The sequence below is a fragment of the Microcella alkalica genome, from assembly GCF_014137945.1.
GTDB classification, from domain to species: domain Bacteria; phylum Actinomycetota; class Actinomycetes; order Actinomycetales; family Microbacteriaceae; genus Microcella; species Microcella alkalica.
The window spans coordinates 17,139-40,194 of sequence record NZ_JACGWX010000003.1 but is presented as its reverse complement, the minus strand read 5'-3'; the positions used below and the strand labels follow the sequence as shown (position 1 = coordinate 40,194).

At 70.5% G+C, this 23,056-nt stretch carries 21 protein-coding genes; 11 read left to right on the top strand and 10 right to left on the bottom strand.

From position 1 onward, the window contains the following. Positions 1 to 5: 5 nt before the first annotated feature. The 5 genes from FHX53_RS07010 to FHX53_RS06990 form a co-directional block, all read right to left on the bottom strand. The gene (locus FHX53_RS07010; RefSeq protein WP_220476284.1) at positions 6 to 200 is read right to left on the bottom strand and encodes a ferredoxin; all 195 of its coding nucleotides are present in this window, start codon (positions 198 to 200) and stop codon (positions 6 to 8) included. After that, positions 197 to 1,102, bottom strand: a complete 906-nt coding sequence (locus FHX53_RS07005; RefSeq protein ID WP_182490651.1) for a fumarylacetoacetate hydrolase family protein — start codon at positions 1,100 to 1,102, stop codon at positions 197 to 199. The genes FHX53_RS07010 and FHX53_RS07005 overlap by 4 nt, the downstream gene beginning before the upstream one ends. 2 nt (positions 1,103 to 1,104) lie before the next feature. Next, positions 1,105 to 2,016, bottom strand: coding sequence for a DODA-type extradiol aromatic ring-opening family dioxygenase (locus FHX53_RS07000; RefSeq protein ID WP_182490650.1), 912 nt, complete (start codon positions 2,014 to 2,016; stop codon positions 1,105 to 1,107). A gap of 2 nt (positions 2,017 to 2,018) precedes the next feature. Continuing rightward, a complete protein-coding gene (locus FHX53_RS06995; protein ID WP_182490649.1) occupies positions 2,019 to 3,482 on the bottom strand; it encodes an aldehyde dehydrogenase family protein in 1,464 nt (487 codons plus the stop codon). Positions 3,483 to 3,591: 109 nt separating this feature from the next. Next, a complete protein-coding gene (locus tag FHX53_RS06990) occupies positions 3,592 to 4,089 on the bottom strand; it encodes a MarR family winged helix-turn-helix transcriptional regulator (protein ID WP_182490648.1) in 498 nt (165 codons plus the stop codon). Positions 4,090 to 4,247: 158 nt separating this feature from the next. On the opposite strand from FHX53_RS06990, the gene FHX53_RS06985 reads away from it, so the two are divergent. Beyond that, positions 4,248 to 5,489, top strand: coding sequence for a cytochrome P450 (locus tag FHX53_RS06985; protein ID WP_182490647.1), 1,242 nt, complete (start codon positions 4,248 to 4,250; stop codon positions 5,487 to 5,489). An 82-nt stretch (positions 5,490 to 5,571) separates the two neighbouring features. Here FHX53_RS06985 and FHX53_RS06980 read toward each other — a convergent pair whose 3' ends face one another. Beyond that, the gene (locus tag FHX53_RS06980) at positions 5,572 to 6,288 is read right to left on the bottom strand and encodes a glutamine amidotransferase-related protein (RefSeq protein ID WP_182490646.1); all 717 of its coding nucleotides are present in this window, start codon (positions 6,286 to 6,288) and stop codon (positions 5,572 to 5,574) included. A gap of 98 nt (positions 6,289 to 6,386) precedes the next feature. Here FHX53_RS06980 and FHX53_RS06975 point away from each other — a divergent pair, with 98 nt between their 5' ends. Beyond that, positions 6,387 to 7,736 carry a glutamine synthetase family protein gene (locus FHX53_RS06975; RefSeq protein ID WP_182490645.1) on the top strand — a complete coding sequence of 450 codons (1,350 nt, stop codon included), beginning with the start codon at positions 6,387 to 6,389 and terminating at the stop codon, positions 7,734 to 7,736. 101 nt (positions 7,737 to 7,837) lie between these two features. Here FHX53_RS06975 and FHX53_RS06970 read toward each other — a convergent pair whose 3' ends face one another. Further along, positions 7,838 to 8,650: an acetoacetate decarboxylase family protein gene (locus FHX53_RS06970; protein WP_182490644.1), complete on the bottom strand. Its 813-nt coding sequence runs from the start codon at positions 8,648 to 8,650 to the stop codon at positions 7,838 to 7,840. Positions 8,651 to 8,796: 146 nt separating this feature from the next. On the opposite strand from FHX53_RS06970, the gene FHX53_RS06965 reads away from it, so the two are divergent. From FHX53_RS06965 to FHX53_RS06950, 4 genes are all read left to right on the top strand, one after another. Beyond that, positions 8,797 to 10,317, top strand: coding sequence for an APC family permease (locus FHX53_RS06965; protein WP_182490643.1), 1,521 nt, complete (start codon positions 8,797 to 8,799; stop codon positions 10,315 to 10,317). 86 nt (positions 10,318 to 10,403) lie between these two features. Next, positions 10,404 to 10,685 carry a hypothetical protein gene (locus FHX53_RS06960; protein WP_182490642.1) on the top strand — a complete coding sequence of 94 codons (282 nt, stop codon included), beginning with the start codon at positions 10,404 to 10,406 and terminating at the stop codon, positions 10,683 to 10,685. After that, entirely contained in the window at positions 10,682 to 11,386 is a 705-nt protein-coding gene (locus FHX53_RS06955; RefSeq protein WP_343050890.1) for a gamma-glutamyl-gamma-aminobutyrate hydrolase family protein, read from the top strand. The genes FHX53_RS06960 and FHX53_RS06955 overlap by 4 nt, the downstream gene beginning before the upstream one ends. A gap of 71 nt (positions 11,387 to 11,457) precedes the next feature. Then, complete coding sequence (locus FHX53_RS06950) at positions 11,458 to 11,718, top strand: hypothetical protein (RefSeq protein WP_182490641.1); 261 nt, start codon at positions 11,458 to 11,460, stop codon at positions 11,716 to 11,718. A gap of 18 nt (positions 11,719 to 11,736) precedes the next feature. Here the strand turns inward: FHX53_RS06950 and FHX53_RS06945 are convergent, their stop codons facing one another. Further along, entirely contained in the window at positions 11,737 to 12,873 is a 1,137-nt protein-coding gene (locus FHX53_RS06945; RefSeq protein WP_182490640.1) for a phosphotransferase, read from the bottom strand. 75 nt (positions 12,874 to 12,948) lie between these two features. Between FHX53_RS06945 and nudC the strand changes: the two genes are divergently transcribed. Further along, positions 12,949 to 13,887 carry an NAD(+) diphosphatase gene (gene nudC, locus FHX53_RS06940; protein ID WP_182490639.1) on the top strand — a complete coding sequence of 313 codons (939 nt, stop codon included), beginning with the start codon at positions 12,949 to 12,951 and terminating at the stop codon, positions 13,885 to 13,887. Further along, positions 13,884 to 15,638 (top strand): ATP-dependent helicase, encoded by a 1,755-nt coding sequence (locus FHX53_RS06935; RefSeq protein ID WP_182490638.1) that lies wholly within the window; start codon positions 13,884 to 13,886, stop codon positions 15,636 to 15,638. Before nudC ends, FHX53_RS06935 begins: the two co-directional genes overlap by 4 nt. Here the strand turns inward: FHX53_RS06935 and FHX53_RS06930 are convergent. Continuing rightward, positions 15,610 to 16,467: a hypothetical protein gene (locus tag FHX53_RS06930; protein ID WP_182490637.1), complete on the bottom strand. Its 858-nt coding sequence runs from the start codon at positions 16,465 to 16,467 to the stop codon at positions 15,610 to 15,612. The genes FHX53_RS06935 and FHX53_RS06930 overlap by 29 nt on opposite strands. Before the next feature lie 34 nt (positions 16,468 to 16,501). Beyond that, positions 16,502 to 17,899 carry a zinc-dependent metalloprotease gene (locus FHX53_RS06925; RefSeq protein WP_182490636.1) on the bottom strand — a complete coding sequence of 466 codons (1,398 nt, stop codon included), beginning with the start codon at positions 17,897 to 17,899 and terminating at the stop codon, positions 16,502 to 16,504. Between the two features lie 82 nt (positions 17,900 to 17,981). On the opposite strand from FHX53_RS06925, the gene FHX53_RS14025 reads away from it, so the two are divergent. From FHX53_RS14025 to FHX53_RS06910, 3 genes are all read left to right on the top strand, one after another. Next, positions 17,982 to 19,094 (top strand): YlbL family protein, encoded by a 1,113-nt coding sequence (locus FHX53_RS14025; RefSeq protein WP_343050889.1) that lies wholly within the window; start codon positions 17,982 to 17,984, stop codon positions 19,092 to 19,094. A gap of 118 nt (positions 19,095 to 19,212) precedes the next feature. Further along, positions 19,213 to 22,140: a UPF0182 family protein gene (locus FHX53_RS06915; RefSeq protein WP_182490634.1), complete on the top strand. Its 2,928-nt coding sequence runs from the start codon at positions 19,213 to 19,215 to the stop codon at positions 22,138 to 22,140. Between the two features lie 5 nt (positions 22,141 to 22,145). Continuing rightward, positions 22,146 to 23,015, top strand: coding sequence for a methyltransferase domain-containing protein (locus tag FHX53_RS06910; RefSeq protein ID WP_182490633.1), 870 nt, complete (start codon positions 22,146 to 22,148; stop codon positions 23,013 to 23,015). Positions 23,016 to 23,056: the final 41 nt, after the last annotated feature.

The following is a 23,056-nucleotide window of genomic DNA, read 5'->3' as shown; positions in this document are numbered from 1 at the left end:
GAGATTCAGGCCTGCGTGATCGTGATCGCCTGCATCGGGCACACGTCGGCCGCGGCCTCGAGGTCGGCGAGCATCTCGTCCGGCGCCTGGGCCTGGTACTCGAGCTTGTCGTCGGCGTTCAGCTGGAACACCTCGGGCGCCTCGAACACGCACTGGCCGTAGTGCTGGCACTTGTTCATGTCGACGTCGATCTTGATCATGCGTCTTCCTCCTCCTGGACGGTGGACGGGTAGAGGTCTTTCGAGGGGGTGCGGATGCCGCGGAACTCCCAGTCTCCGCCGAGCGCGGTAGAGACGACCTCCTCGCTCTCGGTCGGCTGTGCGCCCACATCGGTGCGGATCGGCTCGGGGCCCTCGACGATGCGGTTGCGCAGCCGGCCGAGGCCCTCGACCTCGACCTCGACGACGTCGCCCGGCACGACCGGGCGCGAGTTCGCCGGCGTGCCGGAGAAGATCATGTCGCCGGGCTCGAGGGTGATCGTGCGGGCGAGGTCGGCGACGAGGTAGTGCATGTCCCACTCCATGTTGTCGGTCGAGTCCTCCTGCTTGAGCTCGCCGTTGACGTAGGTGCGGATCATCTTGCCGCGGAAGTCCCAGCCCTCCACGATGCCGGGGCCCACGGGCCCGAGGGTGTCGGAGCCCTTCACGCGCAGCATCGAGCCGGCATCCGTGTCGCGGAAGTCGTGCAGCCCGTAGTCGTTGCCGACGCTGTAGCCGGCGATGTAGTCGCCCGCCTCGGCCGGCGACACGTTGCGGCACGTGCGCCCGATGATGATGACGATCTCGCCCTCGTAGTTGAGCCACTTGCAGCCGACGGGTCGCACGATGTCGCCGTCGTGGCTGTTGAGCGCGGTGATCGGCTTGTGGAAGTACGTCGGCGCGTCGGGGAGCCGCGTCATGAACTCCTCGGTTCGGCTGGCGTAGTTGAGGTGCACGGCGATGATCTTGGTCGGGATGCTCGGCGCGAGGTGCACGGCCTCGGCGATCGCGACCCGGCGCCCGTCGGGGGCGACGAGCTCCTCGCCCTCGCGGCGGACCCGGACGGGCGCGCCCCCGAGCAGGATGCGGCGGTACTCGGTCGTCGTTCTCGTCGCCTCGCTCACGCTCAGCGCTCCCGCGACAGGACGAGGTCCCGCGGCTGCGGGAAGCCTCCATCGGGCTCGGGGAAGTACACGTGCACCTGGCCCGTGCCGATCGAGTTCTCGTACTCCGAGTACATGACGCCCTTCGCGGTGTTCGCGCCCTCGCCCGTCGCGCCGGCCATCGTGAGCCAGTGGCTGAAGTTCGCCTCGGGCTTGAACTTCTTGAACTCGTCCATCGTGTCGAGGATCCGCGCGTGATCGCCGGACTTCATCCACTCGATGCGCTCGAGGTCGGCCTCGCGCGCCTCCGGGCTGTAGATGTGGCTGGGGTCGCTCGCCTCGTGCTGGCGCAGGTCGCGCAGCTTGTAGAACGTGTGCGAAAGCGCACCCGACGCGAGCAGCAGCACCTTGCGGTCGCTGTCATGGATGGCCTCGCCGAGCGCGCGGCCGGCGCGGAGGAAGTCCTCCGTCTCGGCTGTCTGGCAGACCGACATGCTGACCCAGCGCTTGTCGAGACCGCGGCCGAGGTAGTGCCAGAGGTTGACGGTGGCGTAGAAGATCGGCAGGTGCGGGTCGCTGATGGGCGTGATCCACGTCCCGTTCTTCTCGTCGTACCCGGCGGTGAGGTTCGCGAGCTTGGGGTCGCCCTTGAACGCGTAGGGGATTTGCGACATGCCGCGCGGCAGCTCCTCGCTCGTGAAGAGCCCGCTGCGCTCGGCCTGGGCGGTGATCACGAACTCGACGGTGGTCGCCCAGTGCGAGTCGAGCACGACGACGGTGTCGTAGTCGAGGGTCTCCATGACCTCCTCGCGCAGGCGCTTGAGGCCGGGCACGAGGCTGATCTCGTGCCCTCCGTTGAGGTCGTACCGAACATCCTGCGGGAGCATGATGGTGGGCACGTGAGCCAGAATGGCGGCTCCGACGACTCTTCCCATGATTATTCCTTCCAACCTGTCGGTGCGTAGACGGTGTTCTTGACGTCGGCGTAGAAGTCGAACGACCACGTGCCGCCCTCGCGGCCGATGCCCGACTTCTTGCTGCCTCCGAAGGGTGCCGCGAGGTCACGGACGAAGAAGCAGTTCACCCAGATGGTGCCGGCGACGAGGTTCTTGGTGAGCCGTTCGGCCCGGGCGCGGTCGCCGCACACGACGACCGCGGCGAGGCCGAACTCGGTGCCGTTGGCGAGCTCGACCGCCTCCTCGTCGGTCGCGAAGGTCTGCATCGCGAGGACGGGTCCGAAGACCTCCGCCGTCAGGATCTCGCTGCCCGGCGCCGCGTCGACCACGAGCGTCGGCCGGTAGTAGAGGCCGCCGAGCTCGTCGTTGGGGCCGCCGCCGAAGGCGATGCGGGCGCCTCCCTCGCGGGCGCGCTGGACGAAGCCGTCGATCCGCTCGAGGTGCACGCGATGGATCTGCGGGCCGATCTGCGTCTCGTCCTCGCGGGGATCGCCCTGACGCAGCGCGGCGACGCGCGCGGCGAACGCCTCGGCGAATCGATCGGCGACGCCCTCGTGGACGAGCAGTCGCGTGCCCGAGAGGCAAACCTGGCCGGCGTTGTCGTACTGCTCGACGGCGAGGTCGACGGCGAGGTCGAGATCGGCGTCGTCGGTGACGATGAGCGGGCTCTTGCCGCCGAGCTCGAAGCTCACGGGCGTGAGGTTGTCGGCCGCCGAGCGCGCGATCGCCTTTGCGGTCGGCACCGAGCCGGTGAACGAGATGCGCGCGATGCCGGGGTGGGCGACGAGCGCGGCCCCCGCCTCGGCGCCGAAGCCCTGCACGACGTTGACGACCCCGGGCGGGATGCCCGCTTCGTTCGCGAGGTCGGCGAACACGCTCGCACTCAGCGGCGTCCACTCCGCGGGCTTGAGCACCACGGTGTCGCCGGCCGCGAGCGCCGGGCCGATCTTCCAGGTCGCGAGCATGAGCGGAGCGTTCCACGGCGTGATGAGCGCCGCGACGCCGGAGGGATCCCACGAGACGTTGTTGTCGTGGCCGCGGGTCTGCCAGACCTCGTGGTGCAGTCTGTTGATCGCCCAGTCGGCGAAGAAGCGGATGTTCATGGCGACGCGCGGCATGACCCCGCGGCGGTGACTGCGCAGGAGCGACCCGTTGTCGAGGGTCTCGAGGTTCGCGAGCTGCTCGAGGTTCGCCTCCACGAGGTCGGCGAGGCGGTGGAGGAGCTCTCCGCGCCCATCCGGCCCGAGGTCGCGCCAGGCGGGGAAGGCCGCGCGAGCGGCCTGCACCGCCGCATCCACCTCAGCGGCACCGCCGCGAGAGATGTGCGCGAGAACCGAGCCGTCGATGGGCGAGACGCTGTCGAAGGTCTCGGCCGAGGCGATGCGCTCGCCGCCGATCGCGTGGCGGGTGTCGACGGTCAGGCCGGCGAGTTGCACCTGGTGCACGTGGCTGCTCCCTTGCAGTGACGGTGGTAAGTCATTCGGGTACGAACGACTCTGACAATAGTAGCCCAAGAACCGAGCGTGCGGAATGACGCTTCGAGAGACCCGCGGGTCAGCGGCGCGACTCGATGTCAGCGGTGATGCGCCGCAGCAGCTCGGCCAGCTGCTCGGCCTGATCGCCGGCGGCGTGCGCGACCTGCTGCTCGTGACGGTTGAACTCGGGGAAGAGTCGCTGCATGACGTCGCAACCCTCTTGCGTCATCGAGACGAGCACGAGTCGTCCATCGCTCGTGCTGCGCTCTCGCTGCAGCAGGCCCTTGCCCTCGAGCGTGCCGAGCACCCCGGTGAGCGTCGCCTTCGAGAACCCACCCTCCTCGGCGATTTGGCGCGTCTCGATCGGCTCCCAGATCCACGTGACCCAGAGCACGACGAACGCGGTCCACGACAGTCCGTGCGGCGCGAGCACGGTGCGCTCGAGGTAGTTGCGCGTCGCATTCGCGGCGCGGAACAGATTCGACGCGACGGCCATGGCCTCGAAGTCGATCGTCAGGCCGCCGAGCTTCTGGGCGACCTGCTGCTCCGTCTCGGCGAGCGTGTGGGGGCTGGGCATCGAAGTCCTCCTGCAGAGCATCCAACCTCATTCGGGCCCGAAGCATGCTGAACGCTCACGATCGCCCGCGGCGCGCCGGGAGAAAGAGGACTCGACGCGGTCCGGTAAAGATTGTTAGGATCCTAACAATCTCGGCCTCCGACGAAAGCAGGCGCTCCATGTCGACGACGACAGCCCTCACCCTCGCTGACCTCGATCTGTTCGCCCACGGCGCGCCGTGGCAGGTGTTCGAGGAGCTCCGGCGCAGGCCCGGTCTCCACTTCTCGAGTGAGGAGTCGCCGAACCACGGTTTCTGGTCGGTGACGCGGTACCACGAGATCGTGCGGGTGCTGCGCGACACCGAGACCTTCACCTCGACGAAGTTCACCAACCTCGAGGAGGTCGACCCCGAGCTGCAGGAGCAGCGCCGCTCGCTGCTCGAGATGGACGGCCTGCGCCACCGCGCGCTGCGCCGCATGCTGCAGGGCGAGTTCACGCCTCAGGCGGTCGCGAAGTACGAGACCTTCCTGCGCGGCATCACCGCCAAGACCCTCGACGACGCGCTCGCGAAGAAGGAGTTCGACTTCGTCGAGGAGGTCAGCGCCGACTTCCCGATCCGCGTGCTCGCTCGACTGCTCGGGGTGCCGGACAGCGACACCGGCCAGCTCATCGACTGGGGCAACCGCATGGTCGGCAACACCGACCCCGAGCACGCCGACGTGCTCGTCGACTCGGTCGACAGCGAGAAGTACAAGCACGTGCCGTTCCGTTCGCCCGCGGCCGTCGAGGTCTACGAGTACGGCCGGCACCTCAAGGCCGAGCGCACCGGCAAGGGCGGCGCCGATCTCGTGACGCTGCTTTCCGACGGCGTTCCGAACGACGGCAACAGGCTCAGTGAGGACGAGTTCAACACCAACTTCCTCCTGCTCGTCGTGGCCGGCAACGAGACCACGCGCCACACGATCACCCACTCGATGAGCAACCTGCTCAACAACCCCGAGCAGATGGCGCTGCTCAAGAACGACCCCTCGCTCATCCCGTGGGCGATCGAGGAGTTCCTGCGCTTCGCCTCGCCCGTCTACCACTTCCGCCGCACGGCGACGAAGGACGTCGAGTTCTCCGACACGCAGATTAAGGAGGGCGACAAGGTCGTCACGTGGTTCGCCTCGGGCAACCGCGACGACTCGGTCTTCGACGATCCGTACCGCTTCGACGTGACCCGCAACCCGAACGAGCACATGTCGTTCGGCCGCGGTGGCCCGCACATGTGCCTCGGCAACGCGCTCGCGCGCATCGAGCTGCGCATCATGTTCGAAGACCTGCTCTCGCGCGACGTCGTCCTCGAGCGCACGGGCGACATCGACTACCTGCGCAGCAACTTCGTGCACGGCATCAAGCGGATGCCCGTCCGCGTCGTTTGATCCGATCCCACGTCGCGCCGGGGCATTCCAGGGCCCCGGCGCGTCGTGCTGTCGGGGCGCCTGCCGACGGCGGATGCTGCGCTCAGGCCGCGGGGATGAGCCCGGCCACCCGGCTCAGGAACGCGTCGACGAGCGCGAAGGTGCGCTCGCGGGCGGCCTCCTGCTCGGCGCGGGTCTGCGCGAGCATGACCTCCGGATCCTGCCCGTACTCCCGCACCTTCGACGCGCCGCCCCAATCGAGCCAGCCCTTGAGGCCTGCCGCATCGAGCTCGGGGTGGAACTGCACCGCGAGCGTGCGCTCAATCGTGAAGGCCTGCGACGCGACCGGGCTGCGCGCGATCTCGACCGCTCTCGGCGGCACCTGCCACTGGTCGTAGTGGAACTGGAACCACGGCCCCTGCCCGACGAGCGACGGGTCCTCGCTCCAGATGGCGGTCCAGCCGATCTCGCCCCTCGGTCCTGGCGCGACCGAGCCGCCGAGCGCGCGGGCGACGAGCTGGCCGCCGAAGCAGATGCCGAGCACGGGCATCCCGCCGCGCACCGCGTCGCCGAGCCAGTCGAGCTCGGCGCGCAGCCACGTGCCGATGCACGCGTCGTCCCAGGCGCCCCAGGGGGCGCCGAGAGGGATGACGACGTCGTAGTGGGAGAGGTCGGGGAAGTCGACGGCGATGTCGGGGGAGTGGAAACTCTCCTCCGGCACGACGAGGAAGGTGTCGATCTCGAAGCCATGCTGCGCGAAGCGCTCGCCGACCGGCCCGAGCGGGCTGACGTGGTCATGCTGGACAAACAGTGCTCGCACGGGGCACCCTCCTCTTCGACGGTGGTCGCTACTTACTGTATCGTTTGAGGCCTAACGATCCACCGCAGGATCACTGAAGTGCCACGAAGGAGTCGCACATGAGTCGGAGTCTCGTCAATCTGCAGAGCGAGCTCGCCGAAGCGGGCATCGATGTGCTCCGCGTCATCTACGCCGACGTCATCGGCACCGTCCGCTCGAAAGACCTGCTCGTCAGCCAGCTCGACAAGATCAGCCACGGCGGCCCGGCATTCTCGCAGGGCGTCTGGATCACCACGACCCAGGGCGGCGTGCTCGACGGCGGCAGCATCCTGAGCGACGGTCTCTCCGACTTCATCAGCCAGATCGTGCCCGAGAGCTGGCGCGCCCTGCCCTGGGAGCCCGGCGTCGCCTACGTCGTCGCGGGTGCCGCGAACCCCGACATGACGCCCAACGAGTTCGCGCCCCGCACGCTCCTCGAGCGCGTCGTCGGCGAGTACGCGGCCCTCGGCCTGCAGCCGGTCATCGGCCCTGAGCTCGAGTTCTACATCGCCGATCGCAACTCCGACGGCTCGTACCGCCGTGCGCTCACGCAGCCCGGTCGCGTGTATTCGAGCGGCGCGACCGTCGACCCCAAGGGCACCTTCCTGCACCTGCTGCGCATGCTCGACCAGCTGCGAATCGGCGTCTTCGCGGGCAATCACGAGTTCAGCCCGAGCCAGTACGAGGTCAACATCTGGCACGGCGAATCGCTCGACGCGTGCGACCGCATCTTCATGCTCAAGGCCGCCGTGAAAGACCTCATCGCAAGGGTCGGCCAGGCGGCGACGTTCTCGGGCAAGCCGTGGAGCGACGAGGGCGGCAGCGGGTTCCACCTGCACGTCTCGGTCGTCGATGTCGACGGCGAGAACCTCATGCACTCGGGTCACGAGCTCAGCGAGATCGCGCTGCACATGATCGCCGGCATCGTCGAGCACGGGCCGGCGCTCACCGCCCTCTGCAACCCCACGGTGAACGCGTTCAAGCGGCTCGGGCCCGACACGCTCGCGCCGTACCGCGCCAACTGGGGCCACGACAACCGCAGCGCGATGGTGCGCATCCCGCCGGAGCGCGGCGGCGGTACGCGGCTCGAGATGCGCCTCGGCGACGGCGCGGCGAACCCGTACCTCATGACCGCTGCGATCCTGGCAGCCGGCCTCGACGGCATCCGCCGCATGCTCGTCGCGCCGCCGCCCGCTGTCGGCTACTCGTACGAGGATGAGTCGCAGGTCGTCCTCCCGATGACGCTGGGCGATGCCCTGGATGCTCTGCGCGCCGATACCGCCCTCATCGAGATCCTCGGCGGCCCGCTCGTCGACGTCTTCGAGGTCATGAAGCGCGACGAGCTCGAGCGCTACGCCGAGGCGGTCGACGACCCCTCGACGCGCGACGTCACCGAGTGGGAAGTGAAGGAGTACTTCCTCGACCTGTAGGTCGAGGAAGTCAGCAAACACAGCTTCTTGGACCTCCGAAGGAGCAGACGAGAGGGGCCCGGGAGCGATGCTCCCGGGCCCCTCTCGTTCCATGCATTGGTCTAGATCGAGGTGTTAGACGCGTCCTTCACGAGTTTTCCCCCATTGAAGGTCACGCCCACCTCGCGGTAGAACGCGCCGATCTTCTCGCGCATCGGCAGGATCGACGCGAGCTCGTCCCACGGAGAGTCGTGCAGCTCGAGCTCGAAGTCGCCTCGCCAGGTGGCGCCGAGCTCGGCGTCGGTCGTGCTCATGGTGATGAGCTGGTCGAGGCTGTTGCCGGCGCCGGGCGTGATCGAGGGCATCCACCGCGAATGCAGCATGGGGTGGCCGTTCACGAAGCCGTTGCTCTCGCTCTCGGCCTCGAGCGTGACGACGAGCGAGGCGAGGCGGTGGTCGTAGGCCGCGAGCGAGGCGCCGATCTTGGCACCGGGCGCGAGGCGCGGGGCGGCGCGGCCGACGTTCATGACGCGCGTGACGGCCATCGAGCCGAGCTTCTTGGGGTAGCCCTGGAACCAGCCGCGGGCGATCGCGAAGTCCTTCGTGACCCAGATGGCGACGCAGCGCGTGTAGGTCTGGCCCTCGTGCTTGACGCGCACGACGGCGAAGGTCTCGAGATACTGCGAGCGCTGCGGGTCGAGCAGCTCGGCGCCGCTGCCCGAGCACGACTGCCAGTCGGCCCAGATGAGCGCCACTGCTCCCGGGTCGTCGTCGGCGAGCTCGAGGCCCTCGGGGAGGAGGGCCGCGACCTTCTCGGGGTCGGTGCGGTACTCGGCGGTGAGCAGGGTGCCCGAGTAGTACCAGGGCATGTCGGGGATGATCGCGCTCGCGCCCGACGGGGTCTGGGGGGCCATGAAGCCGTGGAGGTCTGACATGGTCACCAGCCTACCGAATCGTTCGTAAACTAACGATAGGCAAATTCGCCCGGCGAACTGCTTGACGCGAGCGAGGCCGAGGGCCAATCTGTGAACCAGTCGTTTAGGCCCAAACGATCACCCCTGCTCAATGAGGAGTACCGGTCATGACCCGTTCCACCCCCACGGCCCAGGCGGAGCGCTCGTCGCTCCGTGCCGGGCGGCTCGGCGTCATCGGCGTCGTCTTCTTCGTCGTCGCCGCATCAGCCCCGCTCGTCGGCATCACGGGCGCGGTGCCCGTCGCGATGCTCGTCGGCAACGGCGCAGGAACCCCCGGCGCGTACCTCGTCGTCGGCCTGACGCTGCTGCTGTTCAGCGTCGGCTACGCCGCGATGAGCCAGCGCGTCACCAACTCGGGCGCGTTCTTCGCGTACGTGGGCAAGGGTCTCGGCGTGAACGCCGGCGTCGCCTCGGCCTTCGTCTCGGTCCTCACCTACGTCACGATCCAGCTCGCCATCTTCGGCTTCTTCGGCGGCCTCGTCGCCGGCACGATGGCCGAGCTCGGCGTCGACCTGCCCTGGTACCTCTGGTCGTTCATCGCCTGGGCTCTCGTGACGGGTCTCTCGCTACTCACCGTCGACATCGGCGCCAAGGTGCTCGGCGTGCTGCTCGTGCTCGAGATGCTGTCGCTGCTCGTCGCGGCCGTGGCGATGCTCGCCGACGGGGGCCCCGAGGGCTGGAACCTCGTCGCCTCGTTCAGCCCCGAGAACATCTTCGCCGGTGGCTTCGCGGGCGGCGCCGGCATCGCCCTCGCCTTCGCCCTCGCGAGCTTCATAGGCTTCGAGGCCACGGCCATCTACGGCGAGGAGTCGAAGGACCCCAAGCGCACCGTGCCGCTCGCGACCTACATCGCGATCTCGACCATCAGCATCCTGTTCGCGATCGTCTCGTTCGCCATGGTGACGGGCATGGGTGCTGGCTCGATCATCGACGAGGTCGTCACGCGCTCGGCCGACGCCGACGGCAACCCGCTCGTGAACCCCGCGGGCGTGCTCTTCAGCCTCACCGAGCAGTACGTCGGCCCCTGGCTCGTCACGATCATGACGGTGCTCGTCATCACGAGCCTCTTCGCGGGCCTCCTGGCCTTCCAGAATGCCGCGGCGCGCTACTTCTTCGCTCTCGGACGCGGCGGCGTGCTACCGCAGCGCGCGGCCACGACGAACCGCGCGGGGGCGCCCGTCGGCGGCGTCGTCATCACCTCGGTGCTCGCCGCGATCGTCATGATCGTGTTCGCCGTCGCGGGCCTCGACCCGGTCGCGAATCTGTTCTTCTGGATGAGCTCGATCACCGCGATGTCGGTCATCGTCGTCGAGATCCTGGTCTCGATCGCGATCATCGTCTTCTTCCGCAAGGTCGGCGGCGGCTCGATGTGGAAGACCGTGATCGCTCCGGCGCTCTCGGCGATCCTCCTGACGCTCGGCCTCTACCTCGTGATGTCGCGCTTCAACCTGCTGGCCGGCACGGTTCCCGAGGGCGTCGACCCGTCGCTGCCCGAGAGCGCCTTCCAGCTCAACGCGCTCGGCTGGTTCCTCGTGCTCTTGCCGTTCATCGCCCTGGTCGTCGGCTACGTCGTCGCCCTCATCAACAAGAAGGAGAACGAGCAGCTCGTGCGCGACTTCGCGAGCTGACTCGTCTCGCTCGGGGGCGGCCGCTGATCCCGCCGCTCCCGGGCCGCGCCCCCCCCACCACCACCACCACCGAAATGGAGAGACCCATGCGTGACGACGACTTCGACCTCGATGTGGTCGATCATGAGGATGCCCGCCTCGAGCAGCTCGTGGCCGGCCTCGACGCCGCCGACCTCGCGACGTCGATCGCCCGCCTGCCGCACGATCTGCAGGCCGCCGCGACCGGCGTGCTCGTGCAGCGCCGCAGATACAGCGACGTGAGCCAGGAGCTCGGCATCCGCCAGGCCGAGCTCGTGCGCGCCGTGCACCGAGCGCGCCACCTCATCGCAGCCGACCACGCACTCTCGTCGAGCAGCGGCGCCGCGTGACTGCACTCATCGGTCTGACGACCTACATGGAGCAGACCGTCATGGGTCTGTGGGATCGCCCAGCCTCTGTGCTGCCTCGCGTCTACACCGACTGCGTCATCGCCTCCGGGGGAGCGGTCGCGGGCCTGCCCCCGCAGCCGCCTCACCCCGCAGCGGTCGAGCGCGCCCTCGACGGCATCGACGGGCTCATCCTCACTGGGGGCAAAGACGTCGACGCCGCCCTCTACGGCGAGCTCGCGCATCCTGAGAACGACGCCCCGCGCCCCGACCGCGACGCCTGGGAGATCGCGCTCGTGCGCGCTGCGATCGCGCGCGACCTGCCGGTTCTCGGCATCTGCCGCGGCCTGCAGGTGCTCAACGTGGCGCTCGGCGGCACGCTCGTGCAGCACCTGCCCGACGTTCTCGGCTCGAACCGCTACAGCTACGGCAACGCGACGTTCGCCGACAACCCTGTGCTCACCGAGCCGGGTACGCGCATCGCCGGGATGCTCGGCGCGGGCCTCACGGTCAAGAGCTATCACCACCAGGCCATCGATCACCTCGCGCCGGGGCTCACGGTGAGCGCCCGCGGCGACGAGGGCATCATTCAGGCCGTCGACATCGACGGGCTCTCGTTCGGCGTCGCCGTGCAGTGGCACCCGGAGGAGTCGCCTGACGATCTGCGGCTCTTCTCGGCACTGATCGAGGCCGCGAGCTCCTGAGCGCCGGGTACGGGCGCGCTCTAGGCTGGGTCGCGCCGCCCGGCCCTCCCTCGCTTCGAAAGGCTTCTCGCATGGCAGACGACTTCGACCTCGACGTGACGCCCGAGCACGACATCGACGACTCGGCGGTCGACGCTCTCGGCTACGACGAGCTCGTCGGGCGCATCTCGCAGCTGCCGCCCGAGCTGCGGGCGCCTCTCGGCGGCATCCTGCTGGAGAAGCGCACGTACTCCGACGTCTCGCAGGAGCTCGGCATCCGCCAGCCCGAGCTCGTCCGCGCCGTGCAGCGCGGCCGCACGATCATCGCGCGCCGCATCGCCGCGGGCGAGTAGCCGGTCCGCGCTCCTCCGTCAGTCGCGCGGGGTGGGCGGCGTCGGCGGGGTCGCCGCGCTGCCGTTCGAGCCGGGGCTCGCGGACGAGCCGCCGGAGCCGACCGAGCCCGCCGACCCTGCCGATGCCGGGCTCGCCGGCGAGAGGCTCGCGGGCGAGAGCCGCGCCGCCTCGGGCGCGCCGAGCTCGGCGAGGTCGTGGGCCTCGGTGAGCGTCGCGGGGCGGTCCTGCTCCATCGTGAGCGGATTCGTCATGTCGCGGTGCACGCGGTCGAGCAGCGCGTGGAGCATTTCGACGGCGTCGTCGACGATCTCGCTGCTGCCGCTCGTCGTGCCGTGCAGGAGCCAGCGCGCGACCTCGAGCTCGGCGGCGAACACCGCGCGACGCGAGAGCTCTCGATCGTGGATGCCGCGCGCCTCGTGATACGCCTCGAACGCCGACTCGGGCACGGCGGCGTCGGCGGAGCCCAGCAGCCAGAACAGGTCGCGCGCCGGGTCGGCGATCTGCAGGCGCGACCAGCCGAGCACGCCCGTGACGGTCTCGCCGATGGAGAGGAACGATCCGGCGGAGACGCCGCCGTTGATCACGGTCGGCGTGAACTGCCAGAGCGACTGGTCCTCGCTCGCGAGCTCCCAGCGCCGCAGGAGGCCCGCGGGAACGAGCCCGGTCTCGCTCGCCCGGTCGAGAGTGGCGAGCGATTCGCGCATGACGTCGATCGCGCGCAGCTGGGGGAGCCCGACATCCGACACGACGCTCGTCGGCAGCGCGTGGACGGCCGCGATCGCGCGCCCGATCGACGATGCGAGCCCCGGCGTGATCGACTCGAGGGCGACCGGGTCGCCATCGACGAACTCGTGCACGATCGCGCGCGTGCCGCCGACGGGAGTCTGCCCCACGAGGCGCGGCACCGCGAACGGCAGGCGCGAGCGCACGCCGTCGCTCAGGGCGCGCAGGGCGACGAGGTCGGCCGACTGCTCGGCCTCCGCCGGCTCGGTGCGCGGCACGCGGATGACCAGGTGGCGCCCGTCGCGGCTCGTGAGCACGGCGGCGTCGATGTCGCGCGACCGGGCGGAGCTGAGCCGAGAGGCGTGCGTGACGTCCAGTCCCGGGACGGCCGCCGTGGCGAGCGCGGCTAGAGTGAGAGGGGATCTGGCCATGCCCCCAGGGTAGGCGGCGGGCACCCCCCGGCCGCCCTGCGCCACGCAGGTCCCACCCGGCAGTTGGAGGCATCCATGCAGTTCTCGCTCACCGCGACGCTGCCGCTCTCGCGATATCGCATCGATCGCGACGACACGGCGCGCACGCGTCCGCGGCTGTTCGACGAGCTGTGGGGCGAGCCGACCACGCGCGTCCTCCCGGTGTGGCGCGGCGAGGTCCTCCTCGCGGCGGGCGACGCCGTCGCGCTCGCCCTCCTCCCGGTGCAGGCGGCCCCGACGGATGCCCTGCGCATCTACCTCGGGCGCGCGACAGAGGAGGCGCCCGACCTTCCCGCCGGCTCCGCAATCGTCGCCGTCGTGCTCGACGACGACCGCGCCCCTGCGTTCGCCGCCGACATCGCGCGATGGGGCAATCCGCGCTCGCTCGGCCACGCGCTCGGCGATCGCGACGCCGGCCTCGCCGTCGAGGCGCTCGGCATCGCCAACTGGCATGCCGCGCACGCGTTCTCGCCGCTCACGGGCAACGCGACGCAGCCAGGACGAGGCGGCTGGGTGAGAGTCGACGTCAAGACGGGCCGCGAGCTGTTCCCGCGCACGGACGCCGCGATCATCGTTGCCGTGACCGACGCCGACGACCGCATTGTGCTCGGGTCGAACGCGCAGTGGGAGGCCAACCGTTTCTCGCTCCTCGCCGGGTTCGTCGAGCCGGGCGAGTCGCTCGAGGCCGCCGTCGTGCGCGAGGTGCGCGAGGAGTCGGGGCTGCGCGTCGTCGACCCCGTCTACGTCGGCTCGCAGCCGTGGCCGTTCCCCGCCTCGCTCATGCTCGGCTTCCGCGCCCGCCTCGACCCGGCGCTCGAGCACGAGCTGCGGCCGGACGGCACCGAGATCCTCGACCTGCGCTGGTTCAGCCGCGAGGAGCTCGGCGCGGCCCTCGATGACATAGCCCTTCCTGGCCGGACCTCGATCGCTCGCGCGATCATCGAGGACTGGTACGGGGGCCCGATCGACGCATGAGCGGCCCCGAACCCGATCGCCTGTTGGCCCAGCTAGACGACCAGCAGCGGGTCGTCGCCGAGAGCCTGCTCGGCCCCGTGTGCGTGCTCGCGGGCGCCGGCACCGGCAAGACCCGCGCCATCACGCACCGCATCGCCTACGGCGTCGCGACCGGCGCGTACGACCCGTCCCGCGTCATGGCGCTCACGTTCACGACTCGCGCGGCGGGCGAGCTCGTCGGGCGCCTGCGCGCGCTCGGCGCCGACGGCGTCTCTGCCCGCACCTTCCACTCGGCGGCCCTTCGGCAGCTGCACTACTTCTGGCCGACCGTCGTCGGAGGGTCGCCCCCGCGCGTGATCGACGGTAAGGGCCCGCTCATCGGCCAGGCGGCGTCCGCGCTCAAGCTCAGGCTCGACACCGCCGCCCTCCGCGACGCCGCGGCCGAGATCGAGTGGCGCAAGGTCTCGCGGCTCTCGCTCGACGAGTACGGGCGCGCCGCCGAGAGCCGCACGATGCCCGCGCGCCTGCCCGTCTCGGCGATGGTCGACCTGCACCGCCAGTATGAGGCGATCAAGGACGAGCGTCGCCAGATCGACTTCGAGGACGTCCTCCTCGCCACGGCCGGGATGCTCGAGGTCGAGCCGCGCGTCGCCGAGCAGGTGCGCGAGCAGTACCGGTTCTTCGTCGTCGACGAGTACCAGGACGTCTCGCCCCTCCAGCACGACCTGCTCTCGCTGTGGCTCGGCGGTCGGCGCGAGCTCTGCGTCGTCGGCGACGCCTCGCAGACCATCTACTCCTTCGCGGGGGCATCGAGCGACTACCTCGTGCGATTCGGCAGCGAGTTCCCCGACGCTCGCGTCGTCCGGCTGGAGGACAACTACCGCTCCACCGACCCGATCGTGACGCTCGCGAACCGTCTCATGCGCGGTCGGCCGGGCGCGCTCACTCTGCGTGCCGCCGCGCGCGACGGCGCCGGGCCGTCACCCGCCCCCACGGTGGCCGCGCACCCCGATGACGCCTCCGAGGCCGCTGCCGTCGCCGAGTCGATCGCCCGCCGCATCGCCGATGGCGCGGAGCCGGAGACGATCGCCGTGCTGTTCCGCATCAACACGCAGTCCATCGCGCTCGAGGCTGCGCTGCGTCGCGCGGGCGTGCCGGTGCAGACGCGCGCCAACAGCCGCTACTTCGACCAGCCGGAGGTCAGGCAGGCGATCATGCTCTTGCGCGGCGCGGCCATCTCGATCGGCGACGAGCCGCTCTTCAAGAGCGTGAGCGACGTGCTGCGCGGCCTCGGCTGGCGGCAGGACCCGCCCGAGGGCGGCGGTGCCGAGCGCTCGCGCTGGGAGAGCCTCACGGCGCTCCTCGGCCTCGCTGAGGAGTCGCCCGCCGGCACGACGCTCGCCGAGTTCGTGCGCGAGCTGCAGCGCCGCGCCGAGCAGCAGCACGCTCCTGCCCGCTCGGCGGTGACGCTCTCGACGCTCCACGCCGCAAAGGGCCTGGAGTGGGACGCGGTCTACATCGTCGGCCTCAACGAGGGCACCGTCCCGATCACCTTCGCGACGACGCTCGAGGCCGTCGACGAGGAGCGACGCCTGTTCTACGTGGGCATCACCCGCGCCCGGCGGTCGCTCGAGCTGTCGTGGGCCCAGCGGCCGAGCGCGAGTCGCGCCGATCGATCACCGAGCCGCTTCCTCGACGAGGTCAGAGCGCCCGGCTCGCCCCCGGTCGGGGCGGCGGGCAGCGTCAGCCGGCGAGGGGCCGCACGGCGCTGAGACCGGCTGGGTCAACCGGGCCGGCGAGGTCGTGCCCGGGGAGGAAGGCGGGAGCCAGCCCGAGCTCGAGCCCGCGGCATCCGCACTGCTGCGACGGCGCCCACGACTGACGGTGCCGGCGGCCGGTGACGGCGTCGATGCGCACGCTCGCGGCATCCTGCTCGCGCAGCACCCGCAGCACCTCGATCGCGGCCTCGGTCGCGAGCATCGGCGCGTCGGCGTGCGCCTGCTGCCCCCACAGCTGCGCCTCGATCGCGGGCCAGGACGGATCGGCGGCCGTGCGCGCCTGATCGACGCACGCGAGGCAGGGCGTCGTGCCCGGCTCGACTCGCGGCCCGACGGTCGCGGCCTCCTCGCCGATCACGACGGGCACGTGCACGATGTCGCGGCGCAGCCATGCGAGGTGCTCGGTCGGGTCGATCACGTGGTGGCTCACGAGGACGGCGGCGTCGATCGACTCGTCGAGGACTCCGGCGCCGTGCGCCGCGGCGATGACCGGATGCCCGGCGTCCGCGATGATCCGGGCGATCCGCCCCGCGGCGGGCACCGCTCCGATCACCGCCACGCGTCGCACGGCGGCGACGCGCGGAGGAGCGAAAGCGGGCTCGAGGGCGGTCAGGAGCTCGTCGAGGCGGGAAGAGGGGACGCCGAGCGTCGAGGCGAGCATTGCGAGCCCGCTGCGCGTGACGCCGGTCGCGAGCGCGGCGATCAGCCGCGCGTCCCCGTCGTCGACGGGGTCGATGATCGCGACGACGGGGTCGACGCCGATCTGGATGCTGTGCGGCGTGCGCCACACGAGGGGGCGACGCGGATCGATGCGCAGGACCATGGGCACATGATGCGCGGCGCCCCGCTCGAGGGCGTCAGTTGTGCACAGGCCCCGGGTCGTCGCCCTCGGTGGGCTCGACACCCGGTGCCCCCTCGACGGGACGATCGCCCTCGTCGGCGAGCAGCTCGCTGAGCGCCTGGTCGAACGCATCGTCGTCGACCGGCCCCGCCTGGATTCCCGCGATGACGCGCGCGGGGTCGTCGATGTCCTCCGCGGTCGGCAGGAGGTCGGGGTGGCCCCACAGATCGTCTCGTGCGGCGGTGCCGACCCCGTCGGTGATCGCCCGCCAGAACGCGGCAGCCTCGCGGAGCCGTCGCGGGCGCAGCTCGAGCCCGACGAGCGTCGCGAAGGCGGACTCGGCCGGCCCGCCCGCGCCGCGGCGCCGGCGCACGGTCTCGGCCGCGGCATCCGCTCGGGGCAGCCGGCTCGTCGCGTCGGCCGTGACCACGTCGACCCATCCTTCGATGAGGGCGAGCGTCGTCTCGAGCCGGGCGAGGGCGGCGAGCTGCGCATCGGTCTTCGGCGGGATGAGCGCGCCGCTCGTGAGCGCCTCGCGGAGGCTCTCGGGGTTCGCGGGGTCGAAGTCGGCCGCGAGGCTCTCGATGCTCGAGGCGTCGATGCTGATCCCGCGCGCGTAGTCGGTGATCGCGCTGATGAGGTGCGCCCGCAGCCAGCGGGCATGGCGGAAGAGACGGGCGTGGGCGAGCTCGCGCACGGCGAGGTAGAGGTGCACCTGGTCGAGGGGGATGTCGAGCCCCTGCGCGAAGGCGGCGACGTTCTGCGGCAGCAGGGCCGCCTGCACGTCGTGGTCGTCGCGGCCGGGGAGGAGCGGGATCCCGATGTCGCCGCCGGAGACGACCTCGGCCGACAGCTGGCCGACGACGTGCCCGAGCTGGAGCGTGAAGAGCGTGCCGCCGAGCGAGCGCATCATGCCCGTCGCATCGCCCATCATCGCCTTGAGCTCCTCGGGGACCTGGGTGTCGAGGGCCGTCGTGAGGGCGTCGGCGATCGAGAGCGCGACGGGCTCGGCGAGCTGGCTCCACACCGGCAGGGTCTGGCGCGCCCAGTCGGCGCGCGAGATGAGCGAGGGCTCGGCGGTGAGCTGCGTGATGCTCGTCGCCTCGTCGAGCCACAGCGCCGCGACGTGGAGCGCCTGGCGGAGGGCCTCGAGCTCGGCTGCCGAGGGCGTCACGGCGCCCGTCGCGGCGATGCGCCCCGCCTCGTCGCGTGCGAGCTTCTCGTCGATGCCCTCGCTGGGGGAGTTCATCGCGCGCTGCAGCTGCCCCATGAGCCGCGCGACCATCGCGGGGTCGGCGGGGAGCCCCGCGGCGCCGGCGAGCCTCGCGGGGTCGATGTCGCCCTCTCCAGCCAGGAACTTTCGCATCATCTCGCGGAACTCGTCCTCGGCGCCGCCGAGGGAATCGTCAGCCATGCCGCCTACGCTAGTGCGGCGCCCGCGCTCTCCGGCCGGGTTTCGCCGTAGGCTGACGGCCGGATTTCGAGAGGAACAACCCGTGTCGCTCTTCACCGACGGGGCCGACGCCGAGCAGGACGAGGCGCGCTCGCGCGGCCGCCGCATCGGCTGGCTCCTGCTCGCCGTGACCGTCTTCGGCGTGCTCGCCATGGCCGTCCTCCCCTCGCCGTACGTCATCGAGCGCCCCGGTCCGGTCTTCGACACCCTCGGCTCGGTCTCGGTCGACGGTGAGGAGGTGGCGCTCATCACCATCCCCACCGAGCCGACGTACCCCACCGAGGGCTCGCTGAGCCTCCTGACGGTCAACGTCCTCGGCAACCCCGAGGCCCAGCCGTCGTGGTTCGAGGTCGCGGCCGCGTGGCTCGACCCCGAGCAGTCGGTCGTGCCGCTCGAATCGGTCTTCCCGCCGGGGCTCTCGACCGACGACAGGCGGGAGCAGAGCCGCATCGAGATGGAGAACTCGCAGCAGGAGGCCGTCGCGGCGGCGCTCCGCGCGATCGGCGAGCCGTACGAGAGCCGCCTGTACGTCGTCGAGGCGCAGGAGGGCGGCGCATCCGTCGGCATCCTCGAGGCCGACGATGTGATCGTGTCGATCCAGGGCGAGCCGGTGCGGGATGTCACGGCGCTGCGCGCCGCGATCTCGGAGAACGGCACGGGATCGCCCGTCGTGCTCGGCATCGAGCGCGGCGGCCGGGAGCGCACGGTCGAGGTCACGCCGCGCCTCAGCGAGGGCACCGAGCGCGTGCCGGTCATCGGCATCCTCGTCGCGGGCGACTACGAGTTCCCATTCGAGGTCGAGATCGAGCTGTCGAACGTGGGCGGCCCGAGCGCCGGCATGATGTTCGCGCTCGGGATCATCGACAAGCTCACTCCCGGCTCGCTCGCCGGCGGCGCCGAGGTCGCGGGCACCGGCACGATCGCCGCTGACGGCACGGTCGGCCCCATCGGCGGCGTCGTGCAGAAGATGTACGGCGCGGTCGACGCAGGTGCCGAAATATTCCTCGCACCCGCGGAGAACTGCGGCGAGGTGGTCGGCAGCATCCCCGACGGTCTCGACGTCTTCCGGGTCGCGACGCTCGACGACGCGATCGGGGTCCTGCAGACCGTCGCGGACGGGGGCGACCGGGGCGCTCTGCCGCGCTGCGGCTCCTAGACGCGATCCGTCGGAGCGGCGTCCGCGCCCTGAGCGAACAGCGCGTGCGCGGGGCCGCCGCCAAGGTTCCGCCCGCTAGTCTGGCCTGGATCGCCACCCGACTCCTGGGAGACTCTCCGTGACGTCCACCGCAACGCCGCCCGCTAACCGCAACCGGGCGACTCTCGCGATCTCGGCCGGCATCCTCGCCGTCGTCGTCGTGCTCTTCTTCGTCTTCGCGAACTTCTACAGCGACGTGCTCTGGTTCGACCAGGTCGGCTATCTGCCCGTCCTGACGACGCAGTGGCTCGCGACCGGTGGGATGTTCCTCGTCGGCTTCCTCGGGATGTTCATCCCCGTGTTCGCGAGCTTGCAGATCGCGTACCGCTCGCGCCCCGTCTACGCGAAGCTCTCGAGCCAGCTCGACCGCTACCAGGAGGTCGTGGAGCCGCTGCGCCGCGTCGCGATGCTGGGCATCCCGGCCGTCCTCGGCCTCTTCGCGGGCGTCGCGGCCGCGAGTCGCTGGCCGATGGTGCTCCAGTGGATCAACCGGACCCCCTTCGGCGACGTCGACCCGCAGTTCGGCCTCGACATCTCCTTCTACATCTACGAGCTCCCGTTCTGGCGCGGCATCGTCGCCTTCGCCTCGGGCGTCGTGCTCCTCTCGGCGATCGCCGCCGTCGCGACGAGCTACCTCTACGGCGCGATCCGCTTCACCGGTCGTGAGGTGCGCATCTCGCGCACCGCGCGCATCCAGCTCGCCGTGACCGCGGCGATCTACATCGCCCTGCAAGCCGTGTCGATCTGGCTCGACCAGTACGCGGCCCTCGTGCAGCCGAGCGACGGCTTCCTCGCGGCAGGCGCCGGCTACACCGAGGTCTTCGCGACGATCCCGGGCAGGCAGATCCTCGCCGGCATCGCCGCGCTCATCGCGGTGCTCTTCATCATCACCGCCATCATCGGCCGCTGGCGACTCTCGATCGTCGGCACGGCGCTCCTCATCATCTCCGGCATCCTCGTCGGCAGCGTCTACCCCTGGATCGTGCAGCGCTTCCAGGTCGAGCCGAGCGCCCGCTCCCTAGAGGCGCCCTACATCGAGCGCAACATCGAGGCCACGCGCGACGCGTACGGCATCTCGGGCATCGAGGAGGTGCCGTACGCGGCGACGACGAGCGCGGAGGAGGGCGCGCTGCGGGAGGATGCCGCGACGACCGCGAACATCCGCATCATCGACCCGGCGCTCGTCACCGACGCCTTCGCCCAGCTCGAGCAGTTCCGCCCGTACTACGGCTTCCCGCAGTACCTCGACGTCGACCGCTACGAGATCGACGGCGAGACGCAGGACACCGTCATCTCCGTCCGCGAGCTCACCCCGAACGAGCAGACGGAGGAGAGCTGGTACAACTCCCGCATCGTCTTCACGCACGGCTACGGAATAGTCGCCGCGTACGGCAACCAGCGGGCCGACGACGGTCAGCCGCTCTTCCTCGAGTCGGGCATCCCGGTCAGCGGCCCGCTGTCCGACTCGGTCGGCGAGTACGAGCCGCGCATCTACTTCGGCGAGACCTCGCCGGAGTACTCGATCGTCGGCGCCCCGGAGGGCGCGCCCGCCCTCGAGCTCGACTTCCCGTCGGAGGGCGGCGAGGAGGACGACACCTCGGGCAACCGCACGTACACATTCACGGGCGACGGCGGGCCGGCGCTCGACAACGCCTTCAAGAAGCTGCTCTACGCGCTGAAGTTCCAGTCGGAGCAGATTTTCCTCTCCGACGCCGTCAACGACGACTCGCAGATCCTCTACGACCGCAACCCGCTCGATCGGGTGCAGAAGGTCGCCCCGTACCTGACGCTCGACAGCGACCCGTACCCGGCGATCGTCGACGGCCGGATCCAGTGGATCATCGACGGCTACACGACCTCGGCGAACTACCCGTACTCGACCTCCGTGCCGCTCTCGGCCGCGATCGCCGACACGTACACGCCGACGCCGACCTTCCCGATCGACGACATCAACTACATCCGCAACTCGGTGAAGGCCACCGTCGACGCCTACGACGGCTCGGTCACGCTCTACGCGTGGGACACGGGCGACCCGATCCTGCAGACCTGGCAGAAGATCTTCCCCTCGACCCTCGAGCCGATGGAGGAGATGAGCGATGACCTTCTCGCCCACGTCCGCTACCCGGCCGACCTCTTCAAGGTTCAGCGCGACATCCTCGGCGAGTACCACGTCACGGACCCGGGCTCCTTCTTCTCGCGCGACGACGAGTGGGTGACCCCGAACGACCCGGGCTCGGCCGCGGCCAGCCCGACGCTCCAGCCGCCCTACTACCTGACGATGCAGGTGCCGGGCACGGAGGAGCCCGCCTTCACGCTGTACTCGACGTTCATCCCGGCTTCCTCCGGGGGCAACAGTCGCAACGTGCTCTACGGCTACCTCACGGCGAACGCCGACGCGGGGGAGGACTACGGCAAGCTCACGCTGCTCACCCTGCCCAGGCAGACGACCGTTCCCGGCCCCGGGCAGGTGCAGAACCAGTTCGACTCCGACGCGAACGTCGGCCAGCAGCTCAACCTGCTGCGCCAGGGCGAGACCGAGGTCATCAGCGGCAACCTGCTGACCCTGCCGGTCGGTGGCGGCCTCCTCTACGTGCAGCCGGTCTACGTGCAGTCGACCGGTGGGACGAGCTACCCGCTGCTGCGGAAGGTGCTCGTCGCGTTCGGCAACGAGATCGCCTTCGAGGACACCCTCGACCAGGCGCTCGACGCGCTCTTCGGCGGCGAGTCCGGAGCCGAGGCGGGCGACGGCGACGTCGACCCGATCGATCCGCTCGAGCCGAGCGATCCGGAGGCCCCGGCCGACCCCGAGCAGCCGGCCGACCCCGAGCCGCCCGCCGACCCCGACCTCGACTTCGAGGCCGCGCTCAAGGAGGCCCGCGAGGCTCTGCTCGAGCGCGAGGCGGCCTACGCGTCGAACGACCTCGTGGCGGCCGCCGAGGCCGACGAGCGTCTGCAGGCGGCCCTCGAGCGCCTCTTCGAGCTGAGCGAGCTGCAGACGGAGGAGTAGGCGGCGTGGGAGCCGGCATCGAGCCCGAGTGGGTCGCCCTCAACCGCGCCCACTGGGACGAGAAGGTCCCCGTGCACCTCGGCAGCGACTTCTACGATCTCGCCCCGCTTCGGCGGGGCGAGGGGCGGCTCTACCCGATCGAGGAGGCCGAGCTCACGCGCATCGCGCCCGACGGCTGGGCCGGCCTGCGGGTTCTGCACCTGCAGTGCCACTTCGGCGCTGACTCTCTCGTCCTCGCCCAGCGGGGGGCGGAGGTCGTCGGCCTCGACTTCTCGATGCCCGCGATCAGCGCCGCGCGCGAGCTCGCCGACGAGCTCGGGCTCGCTGACCGCACGCGCTTCGTGTGCGCCGACCTCTACGACGCCCGTCACCGGCTGCCCGACCCCGAGGGATTCGACGTCGTCTACACGACGTGGGGCACGATCGGCTGGCTGCCCGACATCGCGGAGTGGGCTCGCATCATCGCCTGGTTCCTCAAGCCCGGGGGGCGGCTGTACTTCGCGGACGGGCATCCGACCGCCTTCGTCTTCGACGACGCCGCCGGAAGCGTTCCCGTCGACGGGCGCCCGTTCCCCCTGCCCTCCTACGGGTACTTCCGCGAGGGCGGGCTGTCGACCGACGAGGACGGCGATTACGCGGAGCCGGACGCGCGCCTGGAGAACTCGCGCACCGTCGAGTGGATGCACCCCCTCGGCCGCACGATCACCGAACTCATCGCCGCCGGGCTCGACATCGACTTCCTGCACGAGCACGACGCGGTGCCGTGGCGGATCTTCGCGGCGTGCGAGCGCGGCGACGACGCGCTGTGGCGCATGCCGGGCGAGACGATGCTCCCGCTCGGGATGAGTCTCGGCGCGACGCGTCGCGCGGACTGAGCGCGGACCGTTCGCATTGCGAACATCCGGTCTGTCCTCCA

Coding starts and splice junctions, on each gene's coding strand:
- FHX53_RS07010 (WP_220476284.1), bottom strand. CDS start 200: ATGATCAAGATCGACGTCGACATGAACAAGTGCCAGCACTACGGCCAG.
- FHX53_RS07000 (WP_182490650.1), bottom strand. CDS start 2,016: ATGGGAAGAGTCGTCGGAGCCGCCATTCTGGCTCACGTGCCCACCATC.
- FHX53_RS06990 (WP_182490648.1), bottom strand. CDS start 4,089: ATGCCCAGCCCCCACACGCTCGCCGAGACGGAGCAGCAGGTCGCCCAG.
- FHX53_RS06985 (WP_182490647.1), top strand. CDS start 4,248: ATGTCGACGACGACAGCCCTCACCCTCGCTGACCTCGATCTGTTCGCC.
- FHX53_RS06975 (WP_182490645.1), top strand. CDS start 6,387: ATGAGTCGGAGTCTCGTCAATCTGCAGAGCGAGCTCGCCGAAGCGGGC.
- FHX53_RS06970 (WP_182490644.1), bottom strand. CDS start 8,650: ATGTCAGACCTCCACGGCTTCATGGCCCCCCAGACCCCGTCGGGCGCG.
- FHX53_RS06965 (WP_182490643.1), top strand. CDS start 8,797: ATGACCCGTTCCACCCCCACGGCCCAGGCGGAGCGCTCGTCGCTCCGT.
- FHX53_RS06960 (WP_182490642.1), top strand. CDS start 10,404: ATGCGTGACGACGACTTCGACCTCGATGTGGTCGATCATGAGGATGCC.
- FHX53_RS06950 (WP_182490641.1), top strand. CDS start 11,458: ATGGCAGACGACTTCGACCTCGACGTGACGCCCGAGCACGACATCGAC.
- FHX53_RS06945 (WP_182490640.1), bottom strand. CDS start 12,873: ATGGCCAGATCCCCTCTCACTCTAGCCGCGCTCGCCACGGCGGCCGTC.
- nudC (WP_182490639.1), top strand. CDS start 12,949: ATGCAGTTCTCGCTCACCGCGACGCTGCCGCTCTCGCGATATCGCATC.
- FHX53_RS06935 (WP_182490638.1), top strand. CDS start 13,884: ATGAGCGGCCCCGAACCCGATCGCCTGTTGGCCCAGCTAGACGACCAG.
- FHX53_RS06930 (WP_182490637.1), bottom strand. CDS start 16,467: ATGGTCCTGCGCATCGATCCGCGTCGCCCCCTCGTGTGGCGCACGCCG.
- FHX53_RS06925 (WP_182490636.1), bottom strand. CDS start 17,899: ATGGCTGACGATTCCCTCGGCGGCGCCGAGGACGAGTTCCGCGAGATG.